The sequence below is a fragment of the Rothia koreensis genome, from assembly GCF_052232265.1.
Lineage (GTDB): Bacteria > Actinomycetota > Actinomycetes > Actinomycetales > Micrococcaceae > Rothia > Rothia koreensis.
In genome coordinates this window covers 1,044,035-1,068,890 of the sequence record NZ_CP197643.1, presented here as the reverse complement: position 1 = coordinate 1,068,890, position 24,856 = coordinate 1,044,035, and the positions used below count along the sequence as shown (strand labels likewise).

At 61.8% G+C, this 24,856-nt stretch carries 26 protein-coding genes, 1 tRNA gene and 2 pseudogenes; 9 read left to right on the top strand and 20 right to left on the bottom strand.

All coding sequences use genetic code 11. From position 1 onward, the window contains the following. Positions 1–27: 27 nt before the first annotated feature. From ACTSLZ_RS04620 to ACTSLZ_RS04600, 5 genes are all read right to left on the bottom strand, one after another. Positions 28–2,265 (bottom strand): PTS fructose transporter subunit IIABC, encoded by a 2,238-nt coding sequence (locus ACTSLZ_RS04620; protein ID WP_443095868.1) that lies wholly within the window; start codon positions 2,263–2,265, stop codon positions 28–30. A 78-nt stretch (positions 2,266–2,343) separates the two neighbouring features. Beyond that, on the bottom strand, positions 2,344–3,303 hold the full coding sequence (locus ACTSLZ_RS04615; protein ID WP_443095867.1) for a 1-phosphofructokinase family hexose kinase: 960 nt from the start codon (positions 3,301–3,303) through the stop codon (positions 2,344–2,346). Continuing rightward, positions 3,300–4,091, bottom strand: a complete 792-nt coding sequence (locus ACTSLZ_RS04610; RefSeq protein WP_129314859.1) for a DeoR/GlpR family DNA-binding transcription regulator — start codon at positions 4,089–4,091, stop codon at positions 3,300–3,302. The genes ACTSLZ_RS04615 and ACTSLZ_RS04610 overlap by 4 nt, the downstream gene beginning before the upstream one ends. Positions 4,092–4,256: 165 nt before the next feature. After that, entirely contained in the window at positions 4,257–4,850 is a 594-nt protein-coding gene (locus ACTSLZ_RS04605) for a histidine phosphatase family protein (RefSeq protein ID WP_443095866.1), read from the bottom strand. A 100-nt stretch (positions 4,851–4,950) separates the two neighbouring features. After that, the gene (locus tag ACTSLZ_RS04600) at positions 4,951–5,877 is read right to left on the bottom strand and encodes a LysR family transcriptional regulator (RefSeq protein ID WP_443095865.1); all 927 of its coding nucleotides are present in this window, start codon (positions 5,875–5,877) and stop codon (positions 4,951–4,953) included. A 91-nt stretch (positions 5,878–5,968) separates the two neighbouring features. On the opposite strand from ACTSLZ_RS04600, the gene ACTSLZ_RS04595 reads away from it, so the two are divergent. Then, positions 5,969–7,066 (top strand): TDT family transporter, encoded by a 1,098-nt coding sequence (locus ACTSLZ_RS04595; RefSeq protein WP_443095864.1) that lies wholly within the window; start codon positions 5,969–5,971, stop codon positions 7,064–7,066. Here the strand turns inward: ACTSLZ_RS04595 and ACTSLZ_RS04590 are convergent. Further along, complete coding sequence (locus tag ACTSLZ_RS04590) at positions 7,035–7,958, bottom strand: SDR family oxidoreductase (protein ID WP_443095863.1); 924 nt, start codon at positions 7,956–7,958, stop codon at positions 7,035–7,037. The two genes, ACTSLZ_RS04595 and ACTSLZ_RS04590, sit on opposite strands and share 32 nt — an antisense overlap. A 516-nt stretch (positions 7,959–8,474) precedes the next feature. Between ACTSLZ_RS04590 and ACTSLZ_RS04585 the strand changes: the two genes are divergently transcribed. From ACTSLZ_RS04585 to ACTSLZ_RS04575, 3 genes and pseudogenes are all read left to right on the top strand, one after another. Next, positions 8,475–9,914 (top strand): chitinase, encoded by a 1,440-nt coding sequence (locus ACTSLZ_RS04585; protein WP_443095862.1) that lies wholly within the window; start codon positions 8,475–8,477, stop codon positions 9,912–9,914. A gap of 219 nt (positions 9,915–10,133) precedes the next feature. After that, positions 10,134–11,009 carry a hypothetical protein gene (locus ACTSLZ_RS04580; protein WP_443095861.1) on the top strand — a complete coding sequence of 292 codons (876 nt, stop codon included), beginning with the start codon at positions 10,134–10,136 and terminating at the stop codon, positions 11,007–11,009. Between the two features lie 197 nt (positions 11,010–11,206). Further along, positions 11,207–12,379 (top strand): annotated as a pseudogene (locus tag ACTSLZ_RS04575) (ISL3 family transposase); the annotation flags it as partial. On the opposite strand, the pseudogene ACTSLZ_RS04570 reads toward ACTSLZ_RS04575, so the two are convergent. The 8 genes and pseudogenes from ACTSLZ_RS04570 to ACTSLZ_RS04535 form a co-directional block, all read right to left on the bottom strand. Next, positions 12,269–13,441 (bottom strand): annotated as a pseudogene (locus tag ACTSLZ_RS04570) (ISL3 family transposase); the annotation flags it as partial. The pseudogenes ACTSLZ_RS04575 and ACTSLZ_RS04570 overlap by 111 nt on opposite strands. A gap of 88 nt (positions 13,442–13,529) precedes the next feature. Then, the gene (locus tag ACTSLZ_RS04565; RefSeq protein WP_443095860.1) at positions 13,530–13,970 is read right to left on the bottom strand and encodes a hypothetical protein; all 441 of its coding nucleotides are present in this window, start codon (positions 13,968–13,970) and stop codon (positions 13,530–13,532) included. Positions 13,971–14,052: 82 nt separating this feature from the next. After that, positions 14,053–14,397: an HNH endonuclease gene (locus ACTSLZ_RS04560; RefSeq protein ID WP_443095859.1), complete on the bottom strand. Its 345-nt coding sequence runs from the start codon at positions 14,395–14,397 to the stop codon at positions 14,053–14,055. Then, a complete protein-coding gene (locus tag ACTSLZ_RS04555) occupies positions 14,394–14,753 on the bottom strand; it encodes a hypothetical protein (protein ID WP_443095858.1) in 360 nt (119 codons plus the stop codon). Before ACTSLZ_RS04555 ends, ACTSLZ_RS04560 begins: the two co-directional genes overlap by 4 nt. A gap of 174 nt (positions 14,754–14,927) precedes the next feature. Further along, positions 14,928–15,416 carry a hypothetical protein gene (locus ACTSLZ_RS04550; RefSeq protein WP_443095857.1) on the bottom strand — a complete coding sequence of 163 codons (489 nt, stop codon included), beginning with the start codon at positions 15,414–15,416 and terminating at the stop codon, positions 14,928–14,930. Between the two features lie 11 nt (positions 15,417–15,427). Further along, complete coding sequence (locus ACTSLZ_RS04545) at positions 15,428–16,015, bottom strand: ERF family protein (protein WP_443095856.1); 588 nt, start codon at positions 16,013–16,015, stop codon at positions 15,428–15,430. A 278-nt stretch (positions 16,016–16,293) separates the two neighbouring features. Beyond that, a complete protein-coding gene (locus ACTSLZ_RS04540) occupies positions 16,294–16,497 on the bottom strand; it encodes a hypothetical protein (RefSeq protein WP_443094852.1) in 204 nt (67 codons plus the stop codon). 115 nt (positions 16,498–16,612) lie between these two features. After that, positions 16,613–16,903: a hypothetical protein gene (locus tag ACTSLZ_RS04535; RefSeq protein WP_443095855.1), complete on the bottom strand. Its 291-nt coding sequence runs from the start codon at positions 16,901–16,903 to the stop codon at positions 16,613–16,615. 64 nt (positions 16,904–16,967) lie between these two features. Between ACTSLZ_RS04535 and ACTSLZ_RS04530 the strand changes: the two genes are divergently transcribed. Continuing rightward, positions 16,968–17,255: a hypothetical protein gene (locus ACTSLZ_RS04530; RefSeq protein ID WP_443094854.1), complete on the top strand. Its 288-nt coding sequence runs from the start codon at positions 16,968–16,970 to the stop codon at positions 17,253–17,255. Between the two features lie 973 nt (positions 17,256–18,228). Here ACTSLZ_RS04530 and ACTSLZ_RS04525 read toward each other — a convergent pair. After that, a complete protein-coding gene (locus tag ACTSLZ_RS04525; RefSeq protein WP_443095854.1) occupies positions 18,229–18,378 on the bottom strand; it encodes a hypothetical protein in 150 nt (49 codons plus the stop codon). 710 nt (positions 18,379–19,088) lie between these two features. Here ACTSLZ_RS04525 and ACTSLZ_RS04520 point away from each other — a divergent pair. Next, the gene (locus ACTSLZ_RS04520; RefSeq protein WP_179628043.1) at positions 19,089–20,399 is read left to right on the top strand and encodes an ISL3 family transposase; all 1,311 of its coding nucleotides are present in this window, start codon (positions 19,089–19,091) and stop codon (positions 20,397–20,399) included. A gap of 5 nt (positions 20,400–20,404) precedes the next feature. Here ACTSLZ_RS04520 and ACTSLZ_RS04515 read toward each other — a convergent pair whose 3' ends face one another. From ACTSLZ_RS04515 to ACTSLZ_RS04505, 3 genes are all read right to left on the bottom strand, one after another. After that, a complete protein-coding gene (locus tag ACTSLZ_RS04515; RefSeq protein WP_443095853.1) occupies positions 20,405–20,605 on the bottom strand; it encodes a helix-turn-helix domain-containing protein in 201 nt (66 codons plus the stop codon). Next, a complete protein-coding gene (locus ACTSLZ_RS04510) occupies positions 20,602–21,363 on the bottom strand; it encodes a BRO family protein (RefSeq protein ID WP_443095852.1) in 762 nt (253 codons plus the stop codon). Before ACTSLZ_RS04510 ends, ACTSLZ_RS04515 begins: the two co-directional genes overlap by 4 nt. Positions 21,364–21,431: 68 nt before the next feature. Continuing rightward, complete coding sequence (locus ACTSLZ_RS04505) at positions 21,432–21,662, bottom strand: hypothetical protein (protein ID WP_443095851.1); 231 nt, start codon at positions 21,660–21,662, stop codon at positions 21,432–21,434. 166 nt (positions 21,663–21,828) lie between these two features. Here ACTSLZ_RS04505 and ACTSLZ_RS04500 point away from each other — a divergent pair, with 166 nt between their 5' ends. Genes ACTSLZ_RS04500 through ACTSLZ_RS04490 form a run of 3 tightly spaced genes read left to right on the top strand, consistent with a single transcriptional unit; the run spans position 21,829 to position 23,710 of the window. After that, entirely contained in the window at positions 21,829–22,137 is a 309-nt protein-coding gene (locus tag ACTSLZ_RS04500) for a helix-turn-helix domain-containing protein (RefSeq protein WP_443095850.1), read from the top strand. Between the two features lie 3 nt (positions 22,138–22,140). Continuing rightward, the gene (locus ACTSLZ_RS04495; protein WP_443095849.1) at positions 22,141–22,518 is read left to right on the top strand and encodes an ImmA/IrrE family metallo-endopeptidase; all 378 of its coding nucleotides are present in this window, start codon (positions 22,141–22,143) and stop codon (positions 22,516–22,518) included. Beyond that, entirely contained in the window at positions 22,508–23,710 is a 1,203-nt protein-coding gene (locus ACTSLZ_RS04490) for a tyrosine-type recombinase/integrase (protein WP_443095848.1), read from the top strand. Before ACTSLZ_RS04495 ends, ACTSLZ_RS04490 begins: the two co-directional genes overlap by 11 nt. Positions 23,711–23,762: 52 nt before the next feature. Here the strand turns inward: ACTSLZ_RS04490 and ACTSLZ_RS04485 are convergent. After that, positions 23,763–23,839 (bottom strand) — tRNA-Thr (locus ACTSLZ_RS04485). 123 nt (positions 23,840–23,962) lie between these two features. Then, positions 23,963–24,856 (bottom strand): DsbA family protein, encoded by an 894-nt coding sequence (locus ACTSLZ_RS04480; protein WP_443095847.1) that lies wholly within the window; start codon positions 24,854–24,856, stop codon positions 23,963–23,965.

Genomic DNA, 24,856 nt, shown 5'->3' with positions numbered 1-24,856 from the left:
CCTTACTCGTGAAGCTCGTGCCGACTGTCAGGAAGCTGCCGCTACCTCGTCGGCCTTTTCATTGCCGGTCTTGGCGTTGCCGAGGCCCTTGAGGACCAGGTACACCGCTGCGGTCACGATCGTTCCGATCACAACCGAGATCAGGTACATCGGCCAATTGTCCACCAGGAACACAATCCAGACGCCGCCGTGTGGCGCGGGTGAGGCGACGTGCGACCCCATGCACACGGCACCGGCGACGGCGCTTCCGACCATCGAGGACGGAATGACGCGCAACGGGTCCGCCGCCGCGAACGGAATGGCTCCCTCGGAGATGAACGACGCGCCCAGCAACCAGGCCGCGCGTCCGTTCGAGATCTCCGCCTCGGTGAAGTACTTCTTGCGGATCGTCGTCGCGAGCGCCATCGCCAGAGGCGTGACCATTCCGGCGGCGATGACCGCGGCCATGATTTCCTTCGAGACGTCGTTTCCGGCGGAGAGCCCGGCCGTGGCGAAGAGGTATGCGGCCTTGTTGATCGGGCCGCCCAGATCGGCCCCCATCATCGCGCCCAGGATGAGGCCCAGGACCACGGCGGATGCGCCGGACATCGACATCAGGAAATCGTTGAGCACGGTCATGATCCAGGCAATCGGTTGCCCCAGGATCAGGAACATCAGACCGCTGGAGATCATGGTCGCGAGCAACGGGATGATGACGACCGGCATCATGCCGGCCAGCCACCGAGGAAGCTTCGGTTTCGCCAGCAGATAGGCGACGACGCCGGCCAGGAGACCACCGACGATCCCGCCCAGGAAGCCGGCGCCCACGGTATTGGCGACCAGGCCGGCCGCGAATCCGGGAGCGATGCCCGGTCGCCCCGACATGCCGAAGGCGATGTACCCGGCCAAGGCCGGCACCAGGAGCCCGATCGCGAAGTTGCCGATCACGTTCGCCACGGCGGCAAGGTACTGGAGAAGGCTCGTGTCTCCGAGGTTGAACAGCGACGCGCCGTCCCCCGTGACGGCGTCGTCCGAGATTCCCAGGATGTCGTTGGCGTTGTTGGCAATCTCGTAGCCGCCCAGGATGAAGGAGATGGCCACCAGAAGACCGCCCGCCGCGACGAACGGGATCATGTAGGAAACGCCCGTCATGAGCGAGCGGTAGATTCGTCCGCCCCACGTGCCTTCGTCCGATGCCGCGGAGGCATTCGCGGACTTGGAACCGGACACCCGGCGCGCGTTCGGGTCCCCCGAGGCCGCGATCGCTTCGTCGATCATGGCCTCGGGTTCGTCAATCCCTCGTTTCACCGGGGATTCGATAACCGGCTTGCCTGCGAAGCGCTCCCGGTCCCGAACGTCGACGGACACTGCGAAGATCACGGCGTCGGCGGCGTCGATGGTCTCCTGCGACAGCGCTTCGTTCCCCGAGGACCCCTGGGTCTCGACGTCGAGACGGATGCCTTTTTCCTCGGCAACCTGGGCCAGGGAATCCGCCGCCATGTAGGTATGGGCGATCCCCGTGGGACACGCGGTCACGGCCACGAGTCTTTTTTCGCTCGAGTCTTTCGTTGAGGCTGCATCCTCCGTGGCGGACGTCGTGCCGTGATCGTCATCGGACGCGGCTGTGTCTGCGGACGAAGCGGCCGCTTCAGCCCCCGACGCGCCAGCGGTTGCAGTGGCGCCAGCGGTTGCCGTGGCGCCGGCGGCTGCCGTTGCGCCGGCGGCCAACGACGTGGATCCTTCGCCCGTGGGCGTCTTCGATCCGCCCTCCTGGGTTACCCGATCCGACGACGGGCCCGCCGACGCCCCGGCGTCGGAGGCCTCGTTTGCACCGCCGAGCCCGAGTGCCCCGTTGACCAGGTCCACGACGTCCTGCGGATCCTCGGCCGAACGGAGGGACGCCACAAAACTCTTCTTGACGAGCGAGCGCGCCAGTTTGGACAGCAGCGTGAGATGTTCCTGGTCTGCGCCTTCCGGTGCGGCGATGAAGAAGATGAGGTCGGCAGGTCCGTCCTTCGCCCCGAAGTCGACGCCGGGTGCGGGCCTGGCCATGGCCAGTGTTGCCTCGGTGACCGATTCCGACCGACAGTGCGGAATGGCGATTCCGCCCGGGATTCCGGTGTCGGTCTTGGATTCGCGGGCCTTGGCGTCCGCGTAGAGGCCCTCGAGGGACGTCGCCCGGCCTTGTTGGACGACTTTTTCGGACAAATTCCTGATGAGGTCGAAGCGGTCCTCGCCCAGGTCCTGATCCAAGACCACGAGATCTGCGGTGATCAGTTCGGACATGAGGTTCTCCTTGATGGTGCGGGCCCGGTCGGGCGGCCCGATGGGGCGGCCCGCCGGGGCGTGATATGGGTCGTGCTGTCAGTCGATCTTTGTCACGGTCACGGCCTGAGGGGTCGTGTCCTGAAGGGTAGGAACCTGGGTCCCGGGCAGGGACGCGGCCGCCGACCCGTGGGCCACGGCCTGGCGCAAGCATTCCTGCGGCTCCTGACCGGCTTCGTGAGCCAGGAGGTATCCGGCGAGCGAGCAGTCCCCGGCACCGACCGTGCTCCGGGCCCGGATCGGTGCGTGCTGGGCATGCCACGAACCATCCGCAGTCACCAGGACGGCGCCTTTGGCACCGAGCGTCGCCAGCACGGATCCGACGCCGCGGTCCACGAGTTCACGGGCGGTCCTGGCGGTCTCCACCGGATCGGATTCGAGCGTTTCCCACGCTCCCGAACGTCCCACCAGTTCCGCCAGCTCCTCGGAGTTGGGCTTGATCAGGGTCGGCAGGCCGTCCTGGCCGTTGAGGGTGTCCCTCAGCGCGGACCCGGAGGTGTCCACGGCGACGCGGGGAGCCTCGGCCCCCAGGCCTTCCCTGACCGCCCTGGAGATCACGGCGTAGTAGTCGCTGGGCACTCCGGGAGGCAATGAACCGGCAAGCACCAGCCAACCGGCGCCGTCGGCCTCATTGATCAGCAAGCGAGTCAGCTCGCGCTGCGCTCTTTCGTCGAAGGGCTCGCCAGGGGCGTTGATTTTGGTCGTTGTCCCGTCCGGCTCGGCAACGGTCACGTTTGTTCTGATCGGGTAACCGGTCGCCAGGTTCGAATACCTGACGTTCGCCTCGGCAAGACCGGCCAGAACGGGATCGCCGTCGTCCCCGGGTAGCACGGCGACCGTCTCGACGCCGCTGACACTCAGAGCGCGGGCAATATTGACGCCCTTGCCGCCGGGGTCTGCCACCGAACGGCTGGCACGGATCACGGTTCCGCGATCCAGGGCAGCAGGAATCTCGACGGTTCGATCAAGGCTGGGATTGGCTGTCAGGGTAACGATCATGCGATGAGAACCTCTACGTTCGCTTCTTCGAGGGCGGCTGCCAAGGATCCTTCGGGCGCCTTGTCAGTGATGAGGGCGTCAATGTCGGGCAGGCTCGCGAACCTCACGAGCGACTCCTGACCGAATTTGGCCGAATCGCACAGAAGGACCACGCGGCGCGCGCTGCGCACGATCGCGGTCTTGACGATGGCCTCGTTCAGTCCGGGAGTCGACAGCCCGAACTCTTCGTTGAGTCCGTTGACGCCGATCAGGGCTATGTCCGGGCGGATGGTCGAAAAATGTTCCGCAGCTCGCGTACCCACCGCGGCCCAGGTCATCTTGCGCAGTTGGCCGCCGACGAGGTCGAGAACGATCCCGTCGGCCTCGGCGAGTTTGACCGCAATGTGCAGAGCATGGGTGACGATCAGGCGATCGGCACCGGATTTGAGGGAGAAGTCCGAAGTTGCGATGAGGTCGGCCAGGATTTCGGTCGTCGAACCGGCGTCGAGAACCACGGCCCCGGCGTCGGCGTCCTGCAGGAGCTGGTACGCGCGGGACGCAATCCGATGCTTCTCCGGGGTATTGACTGTCTGGCGGGAGGAAATGCTGGATTCGACCGCAGTGGACTGTTCGACGGTCACGGCCCCGCCGTGCACGCGGCGCAACCGGCCATCGGCTTCGAGGGCCGCCAGGTCACGGCGCACGGTTTCCATCGTGACCTCGTATCGTCGGGCCAGTTCGGCACCGTTCACTCGCCGGGCGCTGCTGACCAGCTTGGCGATCTCCGCCCGTCGTTCTTCAGCGAACATGGTGAAACACTCCCGGTTACGTCAACGGGAAACCCCCGTTTGTGCGTGTTTGATTTTATGTGGCATTAAGTGGTCCGGTCAACGGGATTGATTGCGATCGCTAGCGTTCGCAGGGAAACGCACATCCCCGGCACACCGCTTTCGTGGTCTCCATGACGGAACGTTTCAGTCCAGGACCAGCTGCTCCGGATCCCACGCGAACAAACCTTCGATGTCGACCTCGATCGGGGTCGCGTTCGGCACGTGTTCGGTCCAGTCCCCCGGCGTCGTCGCCAGGAGAACCCTGCGGATGAGCGTCCCGTGGCTCACCACGAGGAGGTTCTCCCCGGGATGCTCCAGGACCAGGTCCTTGAGGGTTGCAACTCCTCGACGGTAGACATCCGCTTCGGGCTCGACTCCCGCGAACAGGTCCTGCGGATGGCGCGAGTCCTCGAAGGTCAGCGTCTGTCCTTCGGCGTCACCATAGGCGCGCTCAATAACGCCGGGGACGGTTTCGATCTCCGACAAGCCCACGTGCTCACCGATGATGCGGGCCGTTTCCTGGGCACGGGAAAGCGGGGACGCCCCGAGGTAGCTCCAGAACTCATTCTGTTCTGCCAAGGCCCTTCCGGCCTCGTGCGCCTGCTCGCGGCCCCTGTCGTTGAGGGGGATGTCCGAGCTGCCCTGCATCCGACCGGCCTTGTTCCAGTCGGTCTGCCCATGGCGCACGACGACAAGACGCCCCGTCATCACGGATTTCTCGGCCTGTTCCTGTGTCACTCGCTGTCTCCTCATAGATCGATCCGGATCGATCCTACTCGGGCCTGTGGGCTTGCGTGGACTTTTGTGTGACGCCCAACATCCTCTTGCCCACTCCCTGTTACGCGGATGCCGGGTCCTCCGCCGCCGCAATCAGGGAACTCGCGACGGCGGACAGGTGACGACCTCGGCGCCAGATCGCACGAATGGGACGCCCGACGTCGAGACCCTCGACACGCACGGGCACCAGGGGCTCGACAATCGCCCGCGACGGCAAGAACGTGGGGATCCCGGTCGCACGAGCCGTGCGCCACAGCGCGGAAAGGGAACCGACCTCCGCCGCGGGAGCGGCCATTCCCGGCAGAGCCTGTTCGACGGCGCGGCGGGTTCCGGAACCGTACTCCCGAAGCAGCAGTGGTGTGGCGCGAACCTGGTCCACCGTCGGTGGTTCCTCGGCCCAAGGGTGGGCCGAGGTCACGGCCAGGACGATGCTGTCCCAGGCCACCGAACGAGCCAGGAGCTTGCCCTGCCAACGGGCTTCTTCGCGCAAACGCCCCGCGTCCGGATCGCCACCGGGACTCTCTGGGGTTTCGACAAAACCGAGCTCGACGTCTCCGGCCACGACGTCGCGCATGACCTCGCGGGAGTTCGCGGCGACGACGTCGATCCTCATCCCGGGATCCCTGCGGAGCATGGCCCCGGTCCACGTTGGGAGATAGTGCTCGACCACCGTATTGCTGGCAGCGACCGTGAGCCGCCTCGAGGTGCCCCCGCGAACCGAGTCGACCGCTTCCGCAAGCGAGCGCGCCGACTCGAGCAGACCCGCTGCGGCCTCGAGCACCGTGCGTCCTTCCGGGGTCGCGACGGCGCCCCGTGGAGAGCGCACGAACAGGTCGACCCCGAGGAGACTTTCTGCGCCCCTGACTTTGGCCGAGGCCGCCTGTTGCGTCATCCCCAGGGCTCGGGCCGCCGCGCCGAGACTTCCTCGCCGGTCCACCTCGTCGATCAGGGCCCAGACCGAGAGGTCGGGAAGTCGATGCACGCTCATGGTCCAAGCCTAGCTGGTCACAAGCTGTAGTTGTGACCCGACAGGTGAATACCCTCTACTCGAGGCGCAATGGCGGGAATAGGCTCGATTCATGCTTCGTTCAGCGCAACATTTCGACACGCGCCCGCTGGAGGATCCGGCGAGCGAAGGACGCCCCACCGTGGTTCCCGCAGGCCCCGCGTGGTTCGGTTCCGTGATGGGCACGTCGTTGCTGTCGTCCCTTCTCCGGGCCCATGGAATCGCGGTTCTGGACGTGGTGCTGTGCTTGATCGGATGGGCGTTGCTGATCCTGCTCACCGTGGGTTTTCTGGCGAGGTGCGTTCGTAGACCTCGTGTTCTCAGGGACTCGTTGTCCAAGCATTCCGAAGTCAGCGCCTGGGGCATGGTCTCGATGGGGTGCCTGTCCGTGGGCTCGGCGACGTCTACCGTGATCCCTCATTGGCTTCCCCAGTGGGAGACAACCGCCTGGTCGGTGGATTGGGTCCTGTGGTTCATAGGAACCGCGATCGGATGGGTCAGCGCAGTCGGGTTCGCGGCCAAGCTCATGAAGATTCACCATGAGCACCCCCTGCCCGCGTGGGGATTGCCCGTGGTCGCGCCCATGGTGACGGCGACGACGGGGGCCCAACTGGTCGCGCACGCCGCGTCCCCGCACGGAGCGATCCTGACGGGCCTGTTGTCCGTCGGAAGCTTTTTCGTGGCCCTGGGCATGGGCGTCGCAGTGTTCGGAGTCGCCTATGAGCATTCGTGGAGGCACGAGGCGCTCCCAGCGGCCGCCGCGGCGTCGTCCTTCATTCCTCTGGGCATTGTGGGGCAGTCGACGGCAGCTGCCCAGTCGTTGGCCATGGCCACCACCCCGTTCGTCAGCCCGGGCGTCGACTCCATCCTGTCGGAGATCGCCCACGGGTACGGCGTGGTCGTCTTGTGCATCGGAATCCCGGTCTTTGCATGGGCGGCCGCGACGACCTACCGGCAGTTTCTCCGCGGCATGCCGTTCACCCCCGGCTGGTGGGCCATGACCTTCCCCGTGGGGACCTGCAGCCTCGGGACCCACCTGATGGGGTGGGATCTTCTGTCCCTCGCGCTGCTTCTTGTTCTCGCGGTGCACTGGTGCATCACGGCCACGGGGTCGGTCACCAACCTCGCCCGCGCCGTGGCTACGGCGAGACCTGTCCGCCCGTCACGTTGAGGGTCTCCCCGATCACGTAGCTGGATTCGGACGACGCCAGGAAGACGTATGCGGGGGCCAACTCGGTGGGCTGACCCGCGCGTCCGAGCGGAGTGTTCTTGCCGAACTGGGGAAGGGCGTCCTTCGGTTGGCCGTCGCTGACCTGCAGCGGCGTCCAAATCGGCCCCGGGGCCACGGCGTTGACACGGATTCCCTTCGGGGCCAGTTCCTGGCTGAGCCCTTTGGAGAAGTTGTTGATGGCCGCTTTGGTCGAGGCGTAATGCATGATGTGCGGCGACGGGTCGTAGGCCTGGATCGACGTCGAGTTGACGATCGAGGAGCCAGCCGGAAGATAGTTCAGGGCATGGCGGGTGACCCGGAAGATGGCCAGAATATTGACGTCGAAGGTCGCCTCCAGCTCCTCATCGCTGAGGCCCTGCAGTCCGTCGGTCACCACCTGCTTTCCGGCGTTGTTGACGAGAGTATCGAGCCCGTCCATGGCTTCGTGGGCCTGGTCCACCACGCTCCGGCAGAATTCCCTGTCGGTCAGGACGCCCGGGAGCAGGTGCACCGTGTGCCCCTCGTTTTCCAGGAGGTTCTTGAGGTACTGGGCGTCCTTTTCCTCGGCCGGAAGGTAGTTGAGGGCGACCTCGGCACCTTCCCTCGCGAAAGCGATGGTCACCGCGGCCCCGATTCCGGAGTCGGCGCCAGTGATCAGGGCTTTGCGCCCTTCCAAGCGTCCGGTCCCCCGATAGCTGGTCTCTCCCCTATCGGCCTTGGGGACGAGCTGTTCGTCCAGGCCGGGCTCCGGTTGATGCTGCTGCGGGGGCTCGATCGAGGGAAAGCGGTTCACGGGATTCTGAAAAGTCAGCTGATTGGCGCCGACGTGGTTCTGCGTATTCTTCTGAGTCATGGTGTCTCCTCCAGCGGGGTCCAACGGAAGTACGCTTCGACACCAGTCTAGGAAGGTGGAGAATCCCCTTGTCACCAGGTCAAGCCACACGCTTAATCCACATGCCGGCACGCGACGCCGCATGACCCGGGACATGCAAAAGGGCCACGAACGGTTGATGCCGTTCGTGGCCCTTTGATTTTGGAGCCCCCTGCCGGATTCGAACCGGCGACCCTCTGTTGGTGGATCACGCACGTTTGACAGTTCCAGACGTTTCCTGCAACAACCACTTGATCCCCTTAGTATCCAGCTTCCAGACAATACATTTCCCGAACAATATCCCGCACATTCCCGCCAATATCAGATGAATTACCTTCCAAAGTAGCCCCAAAGTAGCCCCGTATTCGGACCATCGCCCAGCAAACGCTGGCAGGACCTTTTGGCCAACCCCGCTACCCATACATTCAAACTTGTATTACCTTAAGCCATGCAGGCACACCCTGCCCCAGCCTGGATAGACACCTCTAGTCTCAAGGCATGGGCACATCAATAACATTGGAGTTGATTCTTTTGAAATGGCAAACCGCCTCAGCAGTCACCAGCCTCGCCCTCATCTCGTTGATCGGCGCCGCACCCACCGTTCAGGCTGCCGGGACAGCACAGGAACCTGCACCATCAGGATCATCCAGTATCCAGATGCAGAAAACTAAAACGACGGCCACAGTCACCAAGGGTGCCGACAAGCTAGATGTAAAATGGGTTGGCGATCAGGCCAGCTCGAAGGACCAGGACTGGGGCTCCGGAGGTATCACGCATTTCCAGCTAGTCCCCAAAGACGGCAAAGCTGTCACCGTCCCGGGATGGGAGGTTCAGATCAAGCTACCCGCTGGCCAGGAATTCTCTCAAATGGACAGCTGGGAAAACGCCAAGTACGATGCGGCCACTCGCACCGTTACAGTCACCGAAGCAGGGCAATCCGAGGATTACGTTCCCGCCGCCGGCACACCTCTAACGCTGGAGTGGAAGCAATCGACGGCGTTTATCCCTGCGATCGACAATAATCATCAGGCCCCTGCCCCGTTCGTGCCTTACACCGACATGGACGCTTGGCCCCCCGCTAACCTGACTGAACTTTCTCAGCAGATCGGAAACCCCTATTTCACTACTGGCTTCATCCAAGCGGCCAAAGGCAATGATGGGAAATACTTCCCCGCTTGGGGTGCGCAGAAAACTGAGCCAGTTTCTGGAAATTCCAAGATCCAGACTATCAACGATCTGCGCAATAGTCATGGTGATGTAGTCACGAGCTTCGGCGGGGCCGCCAACCAAGAACTGGCCGAAGTGATCACTGATAAAGGCGAGCTGGGAGATGCCTACAAATCAGTATTTGATCGACTTAAAACCAATAAAGTCGACTTCGATATCGAAGGGGCAGGACTTAAAAATAAAGAAGCGGTGGCACGCCGCATGGAAGTCTTAGCCTCCCTGCAACAGGGCTATAAAGCCACAGGAAACCCGTTGCATGTTTCATTTACCCTGCCGGTACTGCCAACCGGTCTCACTCCAGAAGGTCTTGATCTGGTGAAGGAAGCCGTCAAAGCCGGCCTGGCGGTAGACACCTGGAACGTGATGGCTATGGATTACGGCGATTCGGCATGGCCCGGGCACGGCGATATGGGTGACGCGGCAATCAAGGCAGGTGAAAGCCTTCACGACCAGCTCAAATCCGTTTATGGCACCAGTAGGACTGATGCCCAGCTGTGGAAAATGGTGGGCATTACCCCAATGCTAGGGGTAAACGACGTGGAAACTGAGACTTTTACGGTCAACAACGCAAAGAAACTAGTGACGTGGGCCAACCAGCACCATATCGGCAGGGTATCCGCGTGGTCAACAAACCGCGACAATAAGGAAACATCGAAAGTCGAGCAGAGTCCTTACGAATTCTCAAAGGCATTGATGCAGTTCCACGGATAGACTTCGCGCTGGTCCGCCAAGCATAAACAGAATCCATCAGAGCGCAAGGAGGGCCCCTCTTGACCCCACTCTAGATGGGGCCCTCCGCCTCTCAAAATGCCAGCAAAAACTGACAATCGTCTACGGCTTACAATACAATTAGCCTCACAGCATTCTCCTGGTGCAAGTCGAAACGACCCCCGTCAACAGCGAAATCCCGCTTAAGCCCAAATAATTGGAGTGATTATTATCATGAAATGGTTAACTGCCCCCGCAATCGCCTGCATGGCACTCACCGCAGTCGTCACAACACCCTCTGCCGCTCAATCAGTCCAGCCCGCTCCAGCCAACATTCAAGAGCAGGATTCAAAACCTACATCGGGCAGCGCAAGGCAAGCACCCGAAGATTACTCTAATGGGTATCACGGAGTCGTTTGGCCAAATTTCGGCGACAGTCCGCACAAATTCGCCAAAATGACATTTCCTATGACGATCAATAGTTCGCCCGATACTCGTCAGTTCTTTTTTTCCAACCAGTTTTACTACGCACATTCCGATGACGCCGGGTATTTCGGGTTGCAGCCGATGGAGCGGGCCAGGGATGGCCATCGTCAAGTATCAGTCCGCTTTAGCTCTTTCAACAAGAACGCTACTCCGGTGGACACAGGACTTTGCCATAGTGGGGCTGACGGTGGGGGTGGTGTAACTTGCGCGACTGACATTCCCTTCACCGCCGGTGCAAAGTATGATTTGTCTATGACGTTCACGAAAGAGGACCACACCTTTCATGGCAAAGTCATCGACACCGCTTCCCATAAGGAATATAACGCCGGATCCTACAAAATCCCAGAAGAGACAGAAGGTATAACCACTAATAACCTAATGTCCTGGCATGAGGACTATACCAAACATCCTGAAAAGGGTAAGTGCAACTCGAAAGACTTCCCATATTACGATGTGACCCTCGGCCGCCCTCAAGGAACAACTGATGCCGGACTCACCCAGACGGCAACGTTCAATAATCTCAGTCTAAAGTTCCAGGATATCTGTCCGAATGCCGATCATTCGTCCATCAACTCCGATGGTACGGCGACATGGCGTCTCGGATTCAAGTAAAATTATCGAGTAATCTCAGAGAGTTCCAAAGAGGCTCGTTTACGTTGAAGGAACTCTAAAAGATAACCGTCGAGCACTTGAAAGTGGCTCTTCGCGAACGAGGGTGTAGTCGGCTGAGCGCGTCGGCGGCCGGGTAGGGGTCGAGGTCTCCCGGATGATGGAAGTTCTTCACGCTTGCCATCCCGAAAGACCTCGACTTGCTCCACCCTACGTTCGCGGCCCCTGACCTCACCACGTTCTGCCGTCTCGACGAGCTCGGCCTCGAAGCCGTCGGCCAGCTGCTCGAGCCCGACCGGGCGGTGCTGGAGTGCCGCGTCGTCGACGACGACCCGTGGTGCCGGAAGTGCGGTGCGGAGGGCGTGCCGCGTGACACCGTCACGCGGCCGCTTGCGCACGAGCCGTTCGGGCACCGGCCGACGACGCTGCTGGTGCGGGTGCGCCGGTACCGGTGTGGCCAATGCCGGCGGACCTGGCGGCAGGACACGACGAAGGCGGCGCCGCCGCGGGCGAAGATCTCCCGCGCCGGGATCGGGTGGGCGCTCACGGCGATCGTGGTCGACCACCTCACCGTCTCCCGCGCCGCCGCAGGACTGGGGGTGTCGTGGCACACCGCGAACACCGCGATCCTCGCCGAGGGCAGGCGTCGACTCATCGACGACCCTGCCCGGTTCCACGGGGTCACCACGATCGGTGTCGACGAGCACGTCTGGCGTCACACCAGGTTCGGCGACAAATACGTCACCGTGATCATCGACCTCACCCCAGCCCGCGACAAGACGGGCCCGGCGCGGCTGCTGGACATGGTCGAGGGCCGCTCGAAGGCGGTGTTCAAGCAGTGGCTAGCCGCCCGCCCGAAGGACTGGTCGAAGGCGATCGAGGTGGTCGCGATGGACGGGTTCTCGGGGTTCAAGACCGCCGCGGCCGAAGAGCTGCCCGACGCTGTTCCCGTCATGGATCCGTTCCATGTGGTCCGGCTCGCCGGTGATGCGCTCGATGTCTGTCGGCGCCGGGTCCAGCAGGACACCACGGGGCACCGCGGGATGAAGGGCGATCCGCTCTACAAGGCTCGCCGCACCCTGCACACCGGGGCGAGTCTGCTCACCGACCGTCAGCGGGTCCGACTGGATGCGGTGTTCGCGAGTGAGGAGCATGTCGAGGTCGAAGCGACCTGGGGCATCTACCAGCGCATCGTCGCCGCCTACCGCGAGCCCGACAAGAAGAAGGCCAAGCTGGCCATGCAGGCCGTGATCGCTACGATCACCACCGGCGTCCCGGCGGCGCTGGTCGAGGTCCGCAAGCTCGGTCGCACGATGAAGCAGCGCGCCGCCGAGCTTGCGGACCTCCACGAGCGCGGCGGGGACGCCGCTGGAGACGGAATCGATGACGGCTGTCATCAGCTTCTTCGCCGTCTTCCGATCGGGTTCGCGGTAGGCAGCGATCACGCGCTGGTAGATGCCCCAGGTCGCCTCGACCTCGACGTGCTCGGAGACCGCGAACAGTGCCTCGAGACGGGTCTGCTGCCGGTCAGTGAGCAGCTGCGCGCCGGTGTGGAGGATGCGGCGGGCCTTGTAGAGCGGATCGTTTTTGCGGCCCCGCCGGCCGTGCAGGCACTGCTGGACGCGACGACGGCAGGTGTCGAGGGCGTCGCCGGCGAGGCGGACGACGTGGAACGGGTCCATCACCGCCTGCGCGTCCGGGAGCTCCTCGCTGACGGCGGTCTTGAAGCCGGTGAACCCGTCCATCGCGACGACCTCGACACCATCGCGCCAGTCCTGCGGGCGTGCGGCGAGCCAGGTCTTGAACACGGCTTTCGAGCGACCCTCGATCATGTCCAGCAGACGGGCGGGGCCGGTCTTGTCGCGGTTCGGGGTGAGGTCGATGATGACGGTGACGTACTTGTCGCCGACTCTCGTGTGGCGCCAGACGTGCTCGTCGACGCCGATCACGGCGACGCCGTCGAACCGGGCGGGATCGTCGATCAGCACTCGACGCCCTTCAGCGAGGACCGCGTTGTTCGCCGTGTGCCAACCGACACCGAGTCCGGCGGCGACGCGGGCGACGGTGAGGTGGTCGATCACGAGCGCTTCCAACGCCCACCGCATCCCGCTACGGGACAGCTTGGCTCGCTCGGGCGCCGCTGCCGTGAGGTCCTCACGCCAGGACCGTCCGCATCCCGAGCACTTGTAGCGGCGGACCCGGACCAGCAGCGTCGTCGGGCGATGACCGAACGGCTCGTGGGCGAGACGCCGCGTGTCCGTCCCGCGCGAGAGCGCCTGGCTACCGCATCCCCGGCACCACGGATCCGGCTCGGCGACGCGGCACTCGATCACCGCGCGATCCGGCTCAAAAAGCTGACCGGTGGCCACGAGGCCGAGCTCGTCGAGATGGCAGAACACGGTCAGATCAGGGGTCGCGAAGGTAGCGTGGTGCACGTCGAGGTCTTCCGGCAGATGGTCAGTGTGAGAACTTCCATCATCGGAAGGCCTCGACCCTCATCCGGCGACCGACGCGCTCAGCCACCTACCCCCTCAACTGCGAAGAGCCCGTTTTGCATGAGCCCTCCGTGAGTGACTCACGATTCTTCGCTACTCCCCCGGAATCACGGGCCAGAGTAAAGAACTCGTCAGCGTCATCAACGGATGGATTACGCTTTTTCGAGGGTCTATTCACCGTCTGGTGCGCATCCCACGACGGAATGTAGTAATAAGCCCGTCGACCCACCTTGAAGAACACCAAATCGAAAGCGTTTTCAACACTCATGAGCCACTCATGCAACTTGCATGAGTCCACCCAATCGTCGTTCGGGAAAATGAACCCGAGAAGCTCACGCTCGTTGAACGTCCCCACTCCGTAGTCGTCCGCCCAGTTCCATAGGGCGATGAACGTCAGCCTCGCCCACGGGTCAGCTGGCAGACTTGGTGAGTCCCAGAACTCGGGTTTGATTGTCCTGATTCGTGCCACGTTGTTCCTCCTTTCATTTCTTCGATGTCAGGTGCCAGCCCCGACAAGACGGATATGAGAAAGGCCCGCTCATGGCGGGCCTTCAAAATGCGGGTTCGTCCAGGCGTCGTTCCCCATCTGGGTCGAGCAACCACTGCCGAGAATCACCGTGATAGAACACGGGCTCATGCGCCGGGTAGACCCGCCGATTCCGGGGCAGCTTCCACCCACGACGTCGCCCGAGCTCCGCGAAGTCGGCGTCCTGCTCGAGGCGGGTATTACACCGGGCACAAAGGACGATCAGACACTCGTAGCCGTCGAACAGTTTGCTTCCGCCCATACCTCGGTTGATGCGATGTTGAAGTGTCAGCTCCGACTGCGCCCCGCAGGCCACGCACGCCCACCCGTCACGGTCGAATACTTTGAGTCGTTTGGTCTTGGCGATCACGCGCCACCTCCGTGTTGGGAATAGAGTTTGTTTGCTTCGCGCTCGTCCACACGGTCAGACCTGAGCGAGTCCGCTTTGGCCCTGCACCAGAAGAGTTTCTGACGGTAAGCCTCGACCTCGCCGGCCTTCGCTTCCTTCTTCAACCGCAGGGTCATCACCGGGTCGTCGGCATCGGCCAGGGTTTCCGCCCCGGCCTGGGACAGTTTCGGGTCGGCGTCCTTGGCTCGGATGATGAACTTCGCCCGCTCCTGCCTGTACGTGTTCTCGGCTTCGGCGTGGGCGTTGATCGTGGACCGGTACGCCTGAGCGATCTTGTCCCACTCCAATAAATGCCGGTTGATGTCGGTCTGGATCACTTCGTCCGCTCCTTCCGATACAACTGGCCCACGCCGTCGAGGATCTCCGTATCCAGCAACTCCGCTACCTCACCAGGAGAAGTCCGATACGCGGGACAGGCCGCGACCTCGTCCAGAGCATGAAAAAAGGCGGGGCCATAACGACCTTCCGCCCTCTTGAACAACCGGACCAACTCAGCTTTCAACTGTGGGTTCAATGCCCAGCACCTCCCCTGTCAGACCAACCAGGCGGCCCTCACGGTTGAGCAACGCCAGTTTCTCCGCAATGTCCTTCGCCGGAGTGAACCGCACATATGAGCCGCCCGCGTTGTCCCACTCGATCCCGGGAATGACCTCGCCCTCACTGGTGATCGCCGCGTTCTGGTGCTTGACCGTCCGCAACAGCTCATCCACCCCCGACTTGTCCAGGGCCTTCTGAGTCACCACCAGATCCGGCATGTTCGCCTCGGCCCACTCCATCAGGGCGTCACTGTCGGTGACCTTCCACGCCGGACGAGGCTCCGTCCTGGTGGCCTTACCCAACGGCAGCTCTTGCCCATCCAAGTCATACCGGGCAGAGACCGAATCACCCGGGTTGAGCTCACGCATGAGATCGCCCTTGTGATCGTCCAGGTACTTCTTCAATTCGCGTTGCATGTAGTACGCCACCAACACGGCAGGCATGTTCTGATCCATTACTTCCCCCTCATCGTCGCGAGTCGTTTCCTCAACTCGTCCAAAGCCCAATCAGGCCAGCGGCCCCTGGCCCACGTCCCGAGCGACTGGACCGCGTCCGGGCCTTGCGCGGTCGCCTGTTCGATCCGGGACCGGATCTCGTCTTCAGGGTTCACCGATTCCTCATGGCTCTCAGCGTCCGGGTCCGTGTCGTCGGTCGGTAGGCAGAGTGCTTGGAGTAGGCAGGTCCGCAACGCGACCGACATCGCCTTCGCTGTGCCCTTGTCCTGGGTATCCATGCTCTCGGCGGCCACCACCGCGTCTAAAGCATCCCCTGCCGGACCAGTGAACCGGTACCGGACCGTCAACCTCGTGATGTAGTTGATCGCCCCGGACTTCGTCTGATCCCGGTCCACCTCCCGAGCGATAACCTCGACCGGCATCACAACCACACCGTGCTTACGCAGCTTCGGGCCTACCGCGTTGACCACCGCATCGACACCACGGAACATGAACCGCTGGTGCGTATTCTGGTCACCCTTACGCACAGCCCTGACGTCCTCCATGACATCGGCCAGTGCCTCGTGAATCTTCTTCGGATCGCTCATGCTGCATCCTCCCGGCGGCGTCTTGTCCTCGACCGGAAGTACAGCGCAAGATGCAACCGGTTCACTTCTTCCCCGTAGGAGACCTCCGACCGGGACCTCTTCTCCGGCGAACCAGTACCGCGCTGCCGCCCCAGCTCGTTGTTCCTGCGTGCCGCCCTACGCGTGCTCTCCACAACCTTCTCCTTTCAGGTACGAAAAAAGCCCCGGAATCCTCTTCCAGGGCTTGAACTCTTCCAACCACAACGTGGAACCGGTCAACCCGGCCCACACCACAAACATCACGAACCAAAACACGACCGCTCCTCCTGCTCGGACCGTTCCAGGGCATAGCCCAACGTGTCCATCAACAACCGCAGATCCGTCCGGTCCAAGTACCACACCGTCCCATCCGAAAACCTCAAATGCGCACCCGTCGGTACCGCCGCCGCCAACGTCGGCAACTCAACATTCCGCGACCTGTCCGGCGTGTACTCCTCAATCATTTCCCAGTCCTTTCTTCCCACAATTGCTCTTCCGAACCCTCACTGTCGGTCTCATGCGTGTGATGCAACCCAGGCAACCCACACGCATCACACGAATCATGCTTCGGATACGGCCTCATGCGACCTCATCCCAACCACGGCCCACGTAGACATAAGAAAGCCCGCCACGACGAGTCGGGATACTCGACGGACGGGCCTGTACCTTATCCACCAACGCCTTCACACGGTGCCGCTTCATCAACTGCCCATAATGATTCGGGTGTAACGCCTCCGGCAGCTCACGGCGCACCATGTCGAACGAGAACGGCTGCCCAGACGCGGACAACGACTCAACGACGTCCTCGCCTCGGAGCATCCACTCCTCACGAGCCGCCTCATACTCCTCCGGCGTCATCTCCTCAGACATCGGTCTAGTCATTCGGCTCACCCGACTTAGAATCAGAAAACCCAACACCTGAAGGAGAACTCCGATGGCCGACCTCGTCTACGGGACAACCGCTTACACCATGAACGATTCCACCGCCCGAAAAGCCCAAGCCGCAATCCACGCGCTGCTTGAGGCGGGTCTTAGCTTCTTCGAGGTCGAAGCCAACCATGGCTCCACCGGGAAAGTGGTACTTCTTTTTACTCCTGGTGTTCCGGTTCAGTTCGTCTATGGAGACTCTGAGTCCTCGGACCTCACTGAGGATGAGACTCAAGAGATCAGTGGTTTTCTGTCTGCGTTTAAACAGAGTCATTACGTCCCTCTCCTTGGTTGATCTTCTGTGGCACCCCTCGAATTAGAGATGCCGCTTCTCTCCTGCCGCCGTACGCGGCGTTGTGCTACTGTTTAGCCTCGCGGGAGCCCTGCAGATACCGGCCCGGCCGCCCAACCCGACCACACAGGTACAGGCGACCCACACCTATAATCCAGGTACTTTTCAGTCACACCGGCTCTCAGACCCCTCCCGCACGAGACCGCCCCGGAGCCCAACTACCAGATAGTCAGGCACACCTGAAAACCGGGGCGGCCTCACCCAAAAAACCTGGTAGCATTTCGTATCGCGGAATTCCTGCAGATATCCGCAAGAGGCCGCCCCCAGCTCTGACTGTTCTCGCTAAGGGGGCGGCCTTCTTCATGCCCAGACCCACTGAAAACACACAGGTTGGCCCCCTACCCTCGGTAGCATCAAATCGCCACAACCGTGGACCTCACTAACGAACGGGAAACCAGTGCGCAAACTCGCTACGCTCACAATCGATCCGACCGCGGCGAACCCCCTGAAGCTAGACATGCCGGCTGGCACCCTAGGAGCTTTGGAAGAGATGTATCGGGCATTCGTCAACAGCCCAGTCCCCCAACCAGTCTTGTTCACCATCCTCGGACCAGACGGCGCAAACACCTGGACAATCCCCTTGGGAGTCCCAGTCCATTTCCACACACCATTCGGGGCCATCAACGACAAAGAGAACGCACGGTTCTATCGGCAGAAACAACAGCTACAAGAGCGGGCCGATATCGGCGCAAGCATCACTTTCGACAATGCTTGGGAGCTACTAGACCATAAAGACCTCGGCTAGCATGGTGGCGTTGTGCTAGCGTTTTATCGTGCGGGGACTCGCTGACCCCCGCAGGGAGGCCGCCCCGGAGCCCAACTACCAGATAGTCAGGCACACCTGAAAACCGGGGCGGCCTCACCTACGCCGCCCGAACCAAAACGTTCTGGACGGCCCGGAAGCCAGCGCCAAAACTCACAAATTGGTTTCTTTCCCCGATGAGTAGTACCTCGAGTAGTACGTGGCGTTCCGCTTCTCCGACTGTTTTGTCTCATGCCACAACCACAGTTGGAACACCAGCATCCCCAACTGCACGATGACCGCGACAGCCTGAACACCAATCACGCCCCCTCCTCCCCTGCCGTTCTAGGCGGCGTTATGCTAGCATCCTGGTCTGCGGGGTTTTCTTCCGACGACCCCGCACGAGGCCACCTCTGTCCCCCATATACTGGAGGGGTGGCCTCACAAAACCTGCTAAACTTCGGCTCGTGGGGATTTTGCGGTCTTGCAACACCTCCACACGGTGCCCGCCTTATGTTGGCAGGCGGGCACCACACACTCCGCGGCCCCCGCCAGTGGAACAGATTGCTCTACGCAGCCCGGAACAGGACATTCTCAACTGCCTGCTCACCAGTCGGGTCCGCATGATCCAACACCCTCACAAGGTCCGGGTCATACCTATCTAACCGGCCCCGCTTGTACTTATCCGCCAGCAGGGCAGCCCTCGACCGGGACAACTCCAGACGCAACCCTTCAGCGTTCGCCAAAAACACTTCTTTGATCGTGTTCTTCGTATCCGACCGGTCCACACCAGCTAAGAAAGCGCTCATATCAGCGCGCATAGTTCTCTCCTATGAGCAAGCCAAGCCGCGAACAGCAAGGCGAATTTGGGTAGAGTCCTCCCCAGAAAATTTCAGGGGTTTTGAATTTGCGCCTGTTATCGGGCTCTTCGCAGTTGAGGGGGTAGGTGGCTGAGCGCGTCGGTCGCCGGATGAGGGTCGAGGCCTTCCGATGATGGAAGTTCTCACACTGACCATCTGCCGGAAGACCTCGACGTGCACCACGCTACCTTCGCGACCCCTGATCTGACCGTGTTCTGCCATCTCGACGAGCTCGGCCTCGTGGCCACCGGTCAGCTTTTTGAGCCGGATCGCGCGGTGATCGAGTGCCGCGTCGCCGAGCCGGATCCGTGGTGCCGGGGATGCGGTAGCCAGGCGCTCTCGCGCGGGACGGACACGCGGCGTCTCGCCCACGAGCCGTTCGGTCATCGCCCGACGACGCTGCTGGTCCGGGTCCGCCGCTACAAGTGCTCGGGATGCGGACGGTCCTGGCGTGAGGACCTCACGGCAGCGGCGCCCGAGCGAGCCAAGCTGTCCCGTAGCGGGATGCGGTGGGCGTTGGAAGCGCTCGTGATCGACCACCTCACCGTCGCCCGCGTCGCCGCCGGACTCGGTGTCGGTTGGCACACGGCGAACAACGCGGTCCTCGCTGAAGGGCGTCGAGTGCTGATCGACGATCCCGCCCGGTTCGACGGCGTCGCCGTGATCGGCGTCGACGAGCACGTCTGGCGCCACACGAGAGTCGGCGACAAGTACGTCACCGTCATCATCGACCTCACCCCGAACCGCGACAAGACCGGCCCCGCCCGTCTGCTGGACATGATCGAGGGTCGCTCGAAAGCCGTGTTCAAGACCTGGCTCGCCGCACGCCCGCAGGACTGGCGCGATGGTGTCGAGGTCGTCGCGATGGACGGGTTCACCGGCTTCAAGACCGCCGTCAGCGAGGAGCTCCCGGACGCGCAGGCGGTGATGGACCCGTTCCACGTCGTCCGCCTCGCCGGCGACGCCCTCGACACCTGCCGTCGTCGCGTCCAGCAGTGCCTGCACGGCCGGCGGGGCCGCAAAAACGATCCGCTCTACAAGGCCCGCCGCATCCTCCACACCGGCGCGCAGCTGCTCACTGACCGGCAGCAGACCCGTCTCGAGGCACTGTTCGCGGTCTCCGAGCACGTCGAGGTCGAGGCGACCTGGGGCATCTACCAGCGCGTGATCGCTGCCTACCGCGAACCCGATCGGAAGACGGCGAAGAAGCTGATGACAGCCGTCATCGATTCCGTCTCCAGCGGCGTCCCCGCCGCGCTCGTGGAGGTCCGCAAGCTCGGCCGCACGCTCAAGCAGCGCGCCGCCGACATCCTCGCGTTCTTCGACCGGCCCGGCACGTCCAACGGGCCAACAGAGGCGATCAACGGGCGCCTGGAACACCTCCGCGGCTCCGCCCTCGGATTCCGGAACCTCACGAACTACATAGCCCGATCGCTGCTCGACACCGGCGGCTTCAGGAACCACCTACACCCTCAAATGCGATGAGCCTGTTATCGAATCGGTTCGACGCGGTTCCGGTCAAGGTACTTCTCGATATCCTCAACGCGGTACTGGTAACAACGGCCTACACGGATGCATGCCGGGCCGGTCCCAGCAGAACGATAGTTATGCAGTGTCTTCACCTCGAGACCCATGTACTCCGCCGCCTCCGGTGTAGTGAGCCTCGTCTTCGGATCGAGCGCAGCGATCATGCTGTCAACTCCAACGGGTACAACATCAAATCCCGAAGCTTATACAGCCCCTTCACCGTAACCCTCACCTGCGGGTCACCAAGCACACGCTCCTCACGCTTCGCATCCCAATACGTCACAGGTTTCACCACAATCAACCTCTGCTCCACAGCACGCTGAGTCGCACGCCGTGACCGCCCAAACGGCTTAGAAGTCCACCCCAACTCGTCAAGCTTCTGAAAAAGCCGCTTCTGCCCAGTCTCAATACCCGCACGGGAAAGAATCTTCGCCGCGTCCCCAACCAGATACGAACCATCCGCAGTCAACAACTCATCGAACACATCAGCCTTCGGAGCAAGCTCCGCGATCTTCGCGTCCTTCGCCTCCAGCGTGGACTGCGCCTCAAGCAACGCCCTCGCCATCAGCTCGGGACCAGTCAGCACTAGGGTGCCTCCATACGAACCCGTCTTACGGATCGTAGGAAGAACCTCACTTGTAACCCAGCGGCGGAACTTCCGAGCTTCGGAAAGGTGCGAACCAAATGTCAGAGCGTAAATGCCCGATTCGTTGACCAGCGTGCGCTCACGTGAAACCTCGCGGGAACCCTCGTGAATCGCGAGGGTTGCCCTGCGGGCATCTTCCAAATCGACATGCTGTGCAACAGTAGCTGAGGCATTCGCGTACCCGAGGATCTTCGCGACATCGGATGCGACGAACCAGGGCTCTCCGCCCTCCATGATCGTTCGGACTGGTGTATCCTGATACTTGAAAAGTTCCACGACAGAACTCCTTTCACTGATTGCCGCCCCTGCTCGGGCGGCTTTCTTTTTGCCTTCATGCGCGCAGATCATGCCGCAGCCACTTCCTCGGCGTCATACTTATTCAGCATCTCCACCGGCACCCCGATCATCCGGGCAAGCTCCGGTATCTCATCCAACTTGATTGGTACGACCCCGCTCAGACGGGCATACATGGCCGTCGCCCCAATCCCAAGCGCCTCTGCCATATCCACGACGGGCACTCTGTAACGTTCTGCTTCTGCACGGACATTCGCCGCGACCTGTTCCTTGTAGCTCATCGCTACCTCCCTTCGGACAAAACCAAGCGTTCCTCATTTGAGGAATTTTGTCAACTGTGCCCGGAAATTTCTTTGCGCAATTGAGGAAACACCGGAAACCCTGGGGTAGTCTTGCCGCATGAACACACGACGCGCCATCACAGCACCAGCCAGTTTCTCTCTCCACGTGCGAGCGGAAGTGCGCAAGGAACTCGAACATCGAGGCATGACGTCCTTCAACCTGTCCAAACTCGTGGACCGTAGCCGCAATTACCTCAACGAGAGGATCAGCCAGGCGAACAAGGAGCTAACTCTCAACGACGTAGAGATGATCTGCCAAGCGCTGGGTGTCAATATCAACGACCTCATGGGCCGAGCCACCCAGGCTTACGAAGACGAAGTCCTTAAGTTGTCAGTCGCAAGACATACAAATTTGGAACAGGACGGCTACTGCCTCGCCGCCCAGGAGAAACAAGACGACGTTCCAGAGGAGTAAAAGATGTACAACCCCGAAGACCACGCCCACCAACTCGGCCTTCGAGTGGTCTACGGGGACCCCGGACCAGGACGGAACGGGATATACCTCCACGACTGCCTAACCATCATCATCCGCGCCACCCTCACCACACGCGGCAAACGCTGCACCCTCGCCCACGAAATCGTCCATCACGAATACGGCGACGAACCCACGACAGACCCGGTTTGGCACGCGAAACGTGAAACTCGCCGCGACCGCATCGCCACCCAACGACTCATGAAAAACACAGACCCCACCATCACAGCCGGGATCACCGACATGGCCGAATGGTGCCGTGCATACGACGTACTCCCCTGGGTCATCACCACACACCTCAAGGAAAAAACACATGCCGCGTGAACCACTGCCTCTTGGGGGTCTTGGCACCATCCGCATAGATCGTCTCCCCAACGGACACTGGCAGGCCGTCGCATACACCCGCGACAAAGACGGCATCAGACGACGCATGAAAGCCACCGCCCCCACCCGGGCGAAAGCCCGAACACTGCTCATAGCCCGCCACACCAGTCGAACCCCACCGCAGGCGAAGACACTCAACGGCTCCACGAAACTACACGTGGCCGCCAAGAAGTGGTTAGACCAAGTCGAATCATCCGACCGCAAGTACGCGACCAAACGCATCTACAAGAACGTGGTCAAAACCCACATCACGCCGCTCATTGGCGCACTCTTGCTACGGGAGATAACCCCTTCCCAGGTCCAAGAGTTCCTGTCCGTTGTCGCGAAGCCCCGCAAAATAGGCGACAAGACCGTGGGTGGCACGACCACCGCCAAACACTGCAAGGTCGCCCTGTCGCAGATCATGACCATGTGCGTCCTGGACGGCGCCGTCACACACAACTCAGTTGACGCGGCGAAGATGAATAAGAACCCGCAAAAATCCGTTACGGCGTTGTCCCCCGAACAAATCCAAGAGATCCGGGACAACGTACGAGCCTGGGGGACAGTCCGTGCCCCCGGCCCACCACGCAACGCAACATTGATGCTGGACTTTCTGGACGTGCTTACGGGCACTGGGTGCCGTCCTGGCGAAGTACTGGCCCTCCGGTGGGAAGACGTGGATTTGGAAAATGGCACGATTCGCATCACCGGCACGATCGTTTACACCGAAGCTGGAGTCACCCGGCAGGAGACCGCGAAGACGACAACGTCTATTCGATGGTTCAAGATCCCAGAGTTCACCGTCCAAGTCCTGCGATTGCGATACATGCGCACCGCAGACAAGAGCGGCCCGGTCTTCGCGACGCGAGCAGGAACCTATTTCCAGGACTCGAACATGCGCAGGCTCTGGAGATCTGCCCGTGGCGAGAAGTGGGCACACGTGTCTTTCGCCCACTATCGGAAGGCTGTCGCGACTCTTATCGAACGCGCTGAAGGCATGGCCGCTGCGGCGGATCAGCTGGGTCATTCGTCCCCGGAAATTACTCGACGATACTACGTCGAGCGGGCGGAGATGGTCGATTTCTCTGCCGTGGTCGCAGCCATGGCCCCGTCTGAAAGTAGCCCCATAGTAGCCCCGTCCGGGTCTTAAACAGAAAAATCCCCGGAATATCAATGCTACTTCGTTGATATTCCGGGGACGTTGGAGCCCCCTGCCGGATTCGAACCGGCGACCCTCTGTTTACAAGACAGATGCTCTGGCCATCTGAGCTAAGGAGGCAGGCGCCGAGGCGCTTGATCAGATTACCTGGCGCCCAGGACTATCCCAAACCCGCCGGGCCGCGTGTGAGGCACGACTCCGTCGACCGGCATCGTGCCTCACAGGCTGCGCCCCAGGCATGGATCACTGACCCGATTTGTCCTTGATGATGCCGTTGAGGAAGTCGGGGAAGCTCTGTCCCGTGAACTTTCTTCCGTCCACATAAGTGGTCGGGGTGCCTTGCACGTCGTTCTTCTTCGACTCGGCAACCAAGACGTTGACCATGGGCCTGTACTTGTTGTTGTCCAGATCGTCCTTGATGTCGGCACCATACTTGTCCGCAATCTTGGCGATCTCCTTGTTGCTCATGCCTCCCTGCCCCTGGTGGGAGAACATTTCCTGCTGCCAATCGAGGAATTTCTCGGGCGAGACCTGGTCGGCCACGGAGTAGGCGGCCGCCGCGGCATGCGAGGAGTACTCCGTGCTTGTCTCCTGGTCGAGGAAGTTCAGGTTACGGATTTCCAGGGTGATGTCTCCGTTGAGAACCTTCTGCTTGATCTCGTCCCCGTTGGCCTTTTCGAACTCGGCGCAGTGGACGCAGTTGTAATCCTGGAACGTGGTCACCCTCGCCGGTTCACCGTTCTTCTTGGAGTCCTCGGACGTGGTCATGCCCAGGGGCAGGGTGGTCTCCTTGCCGTTGGACTCGTCATCCGGCGGGGCGGACTCGGAGGACTTCTTGACGTCGTTGACATCCCGCTCGTCGACGTCCGAGGTGTCCTTCTTGATACCGTCCTTCGTCAACACGATTCCGCCGTACTGGTTCGCGCTGGCGGGCACCGGACCGGCATCCGGGATTTCACTCTTCTTGTTGTGCGTGTAGACCGCAGCAATGATGCCGATGATGAGCACCAGCACGACGACCACGCCGATCTGCCACCAGAGACGGGACTTCTTGCCGGCCCCTTTGCTCTGCTTTGCGGCGATCTGGCGCGCCTTTTCTCTCGCCTCGCTGCTGCGCGGCGAAGTGGAAGATGCCAC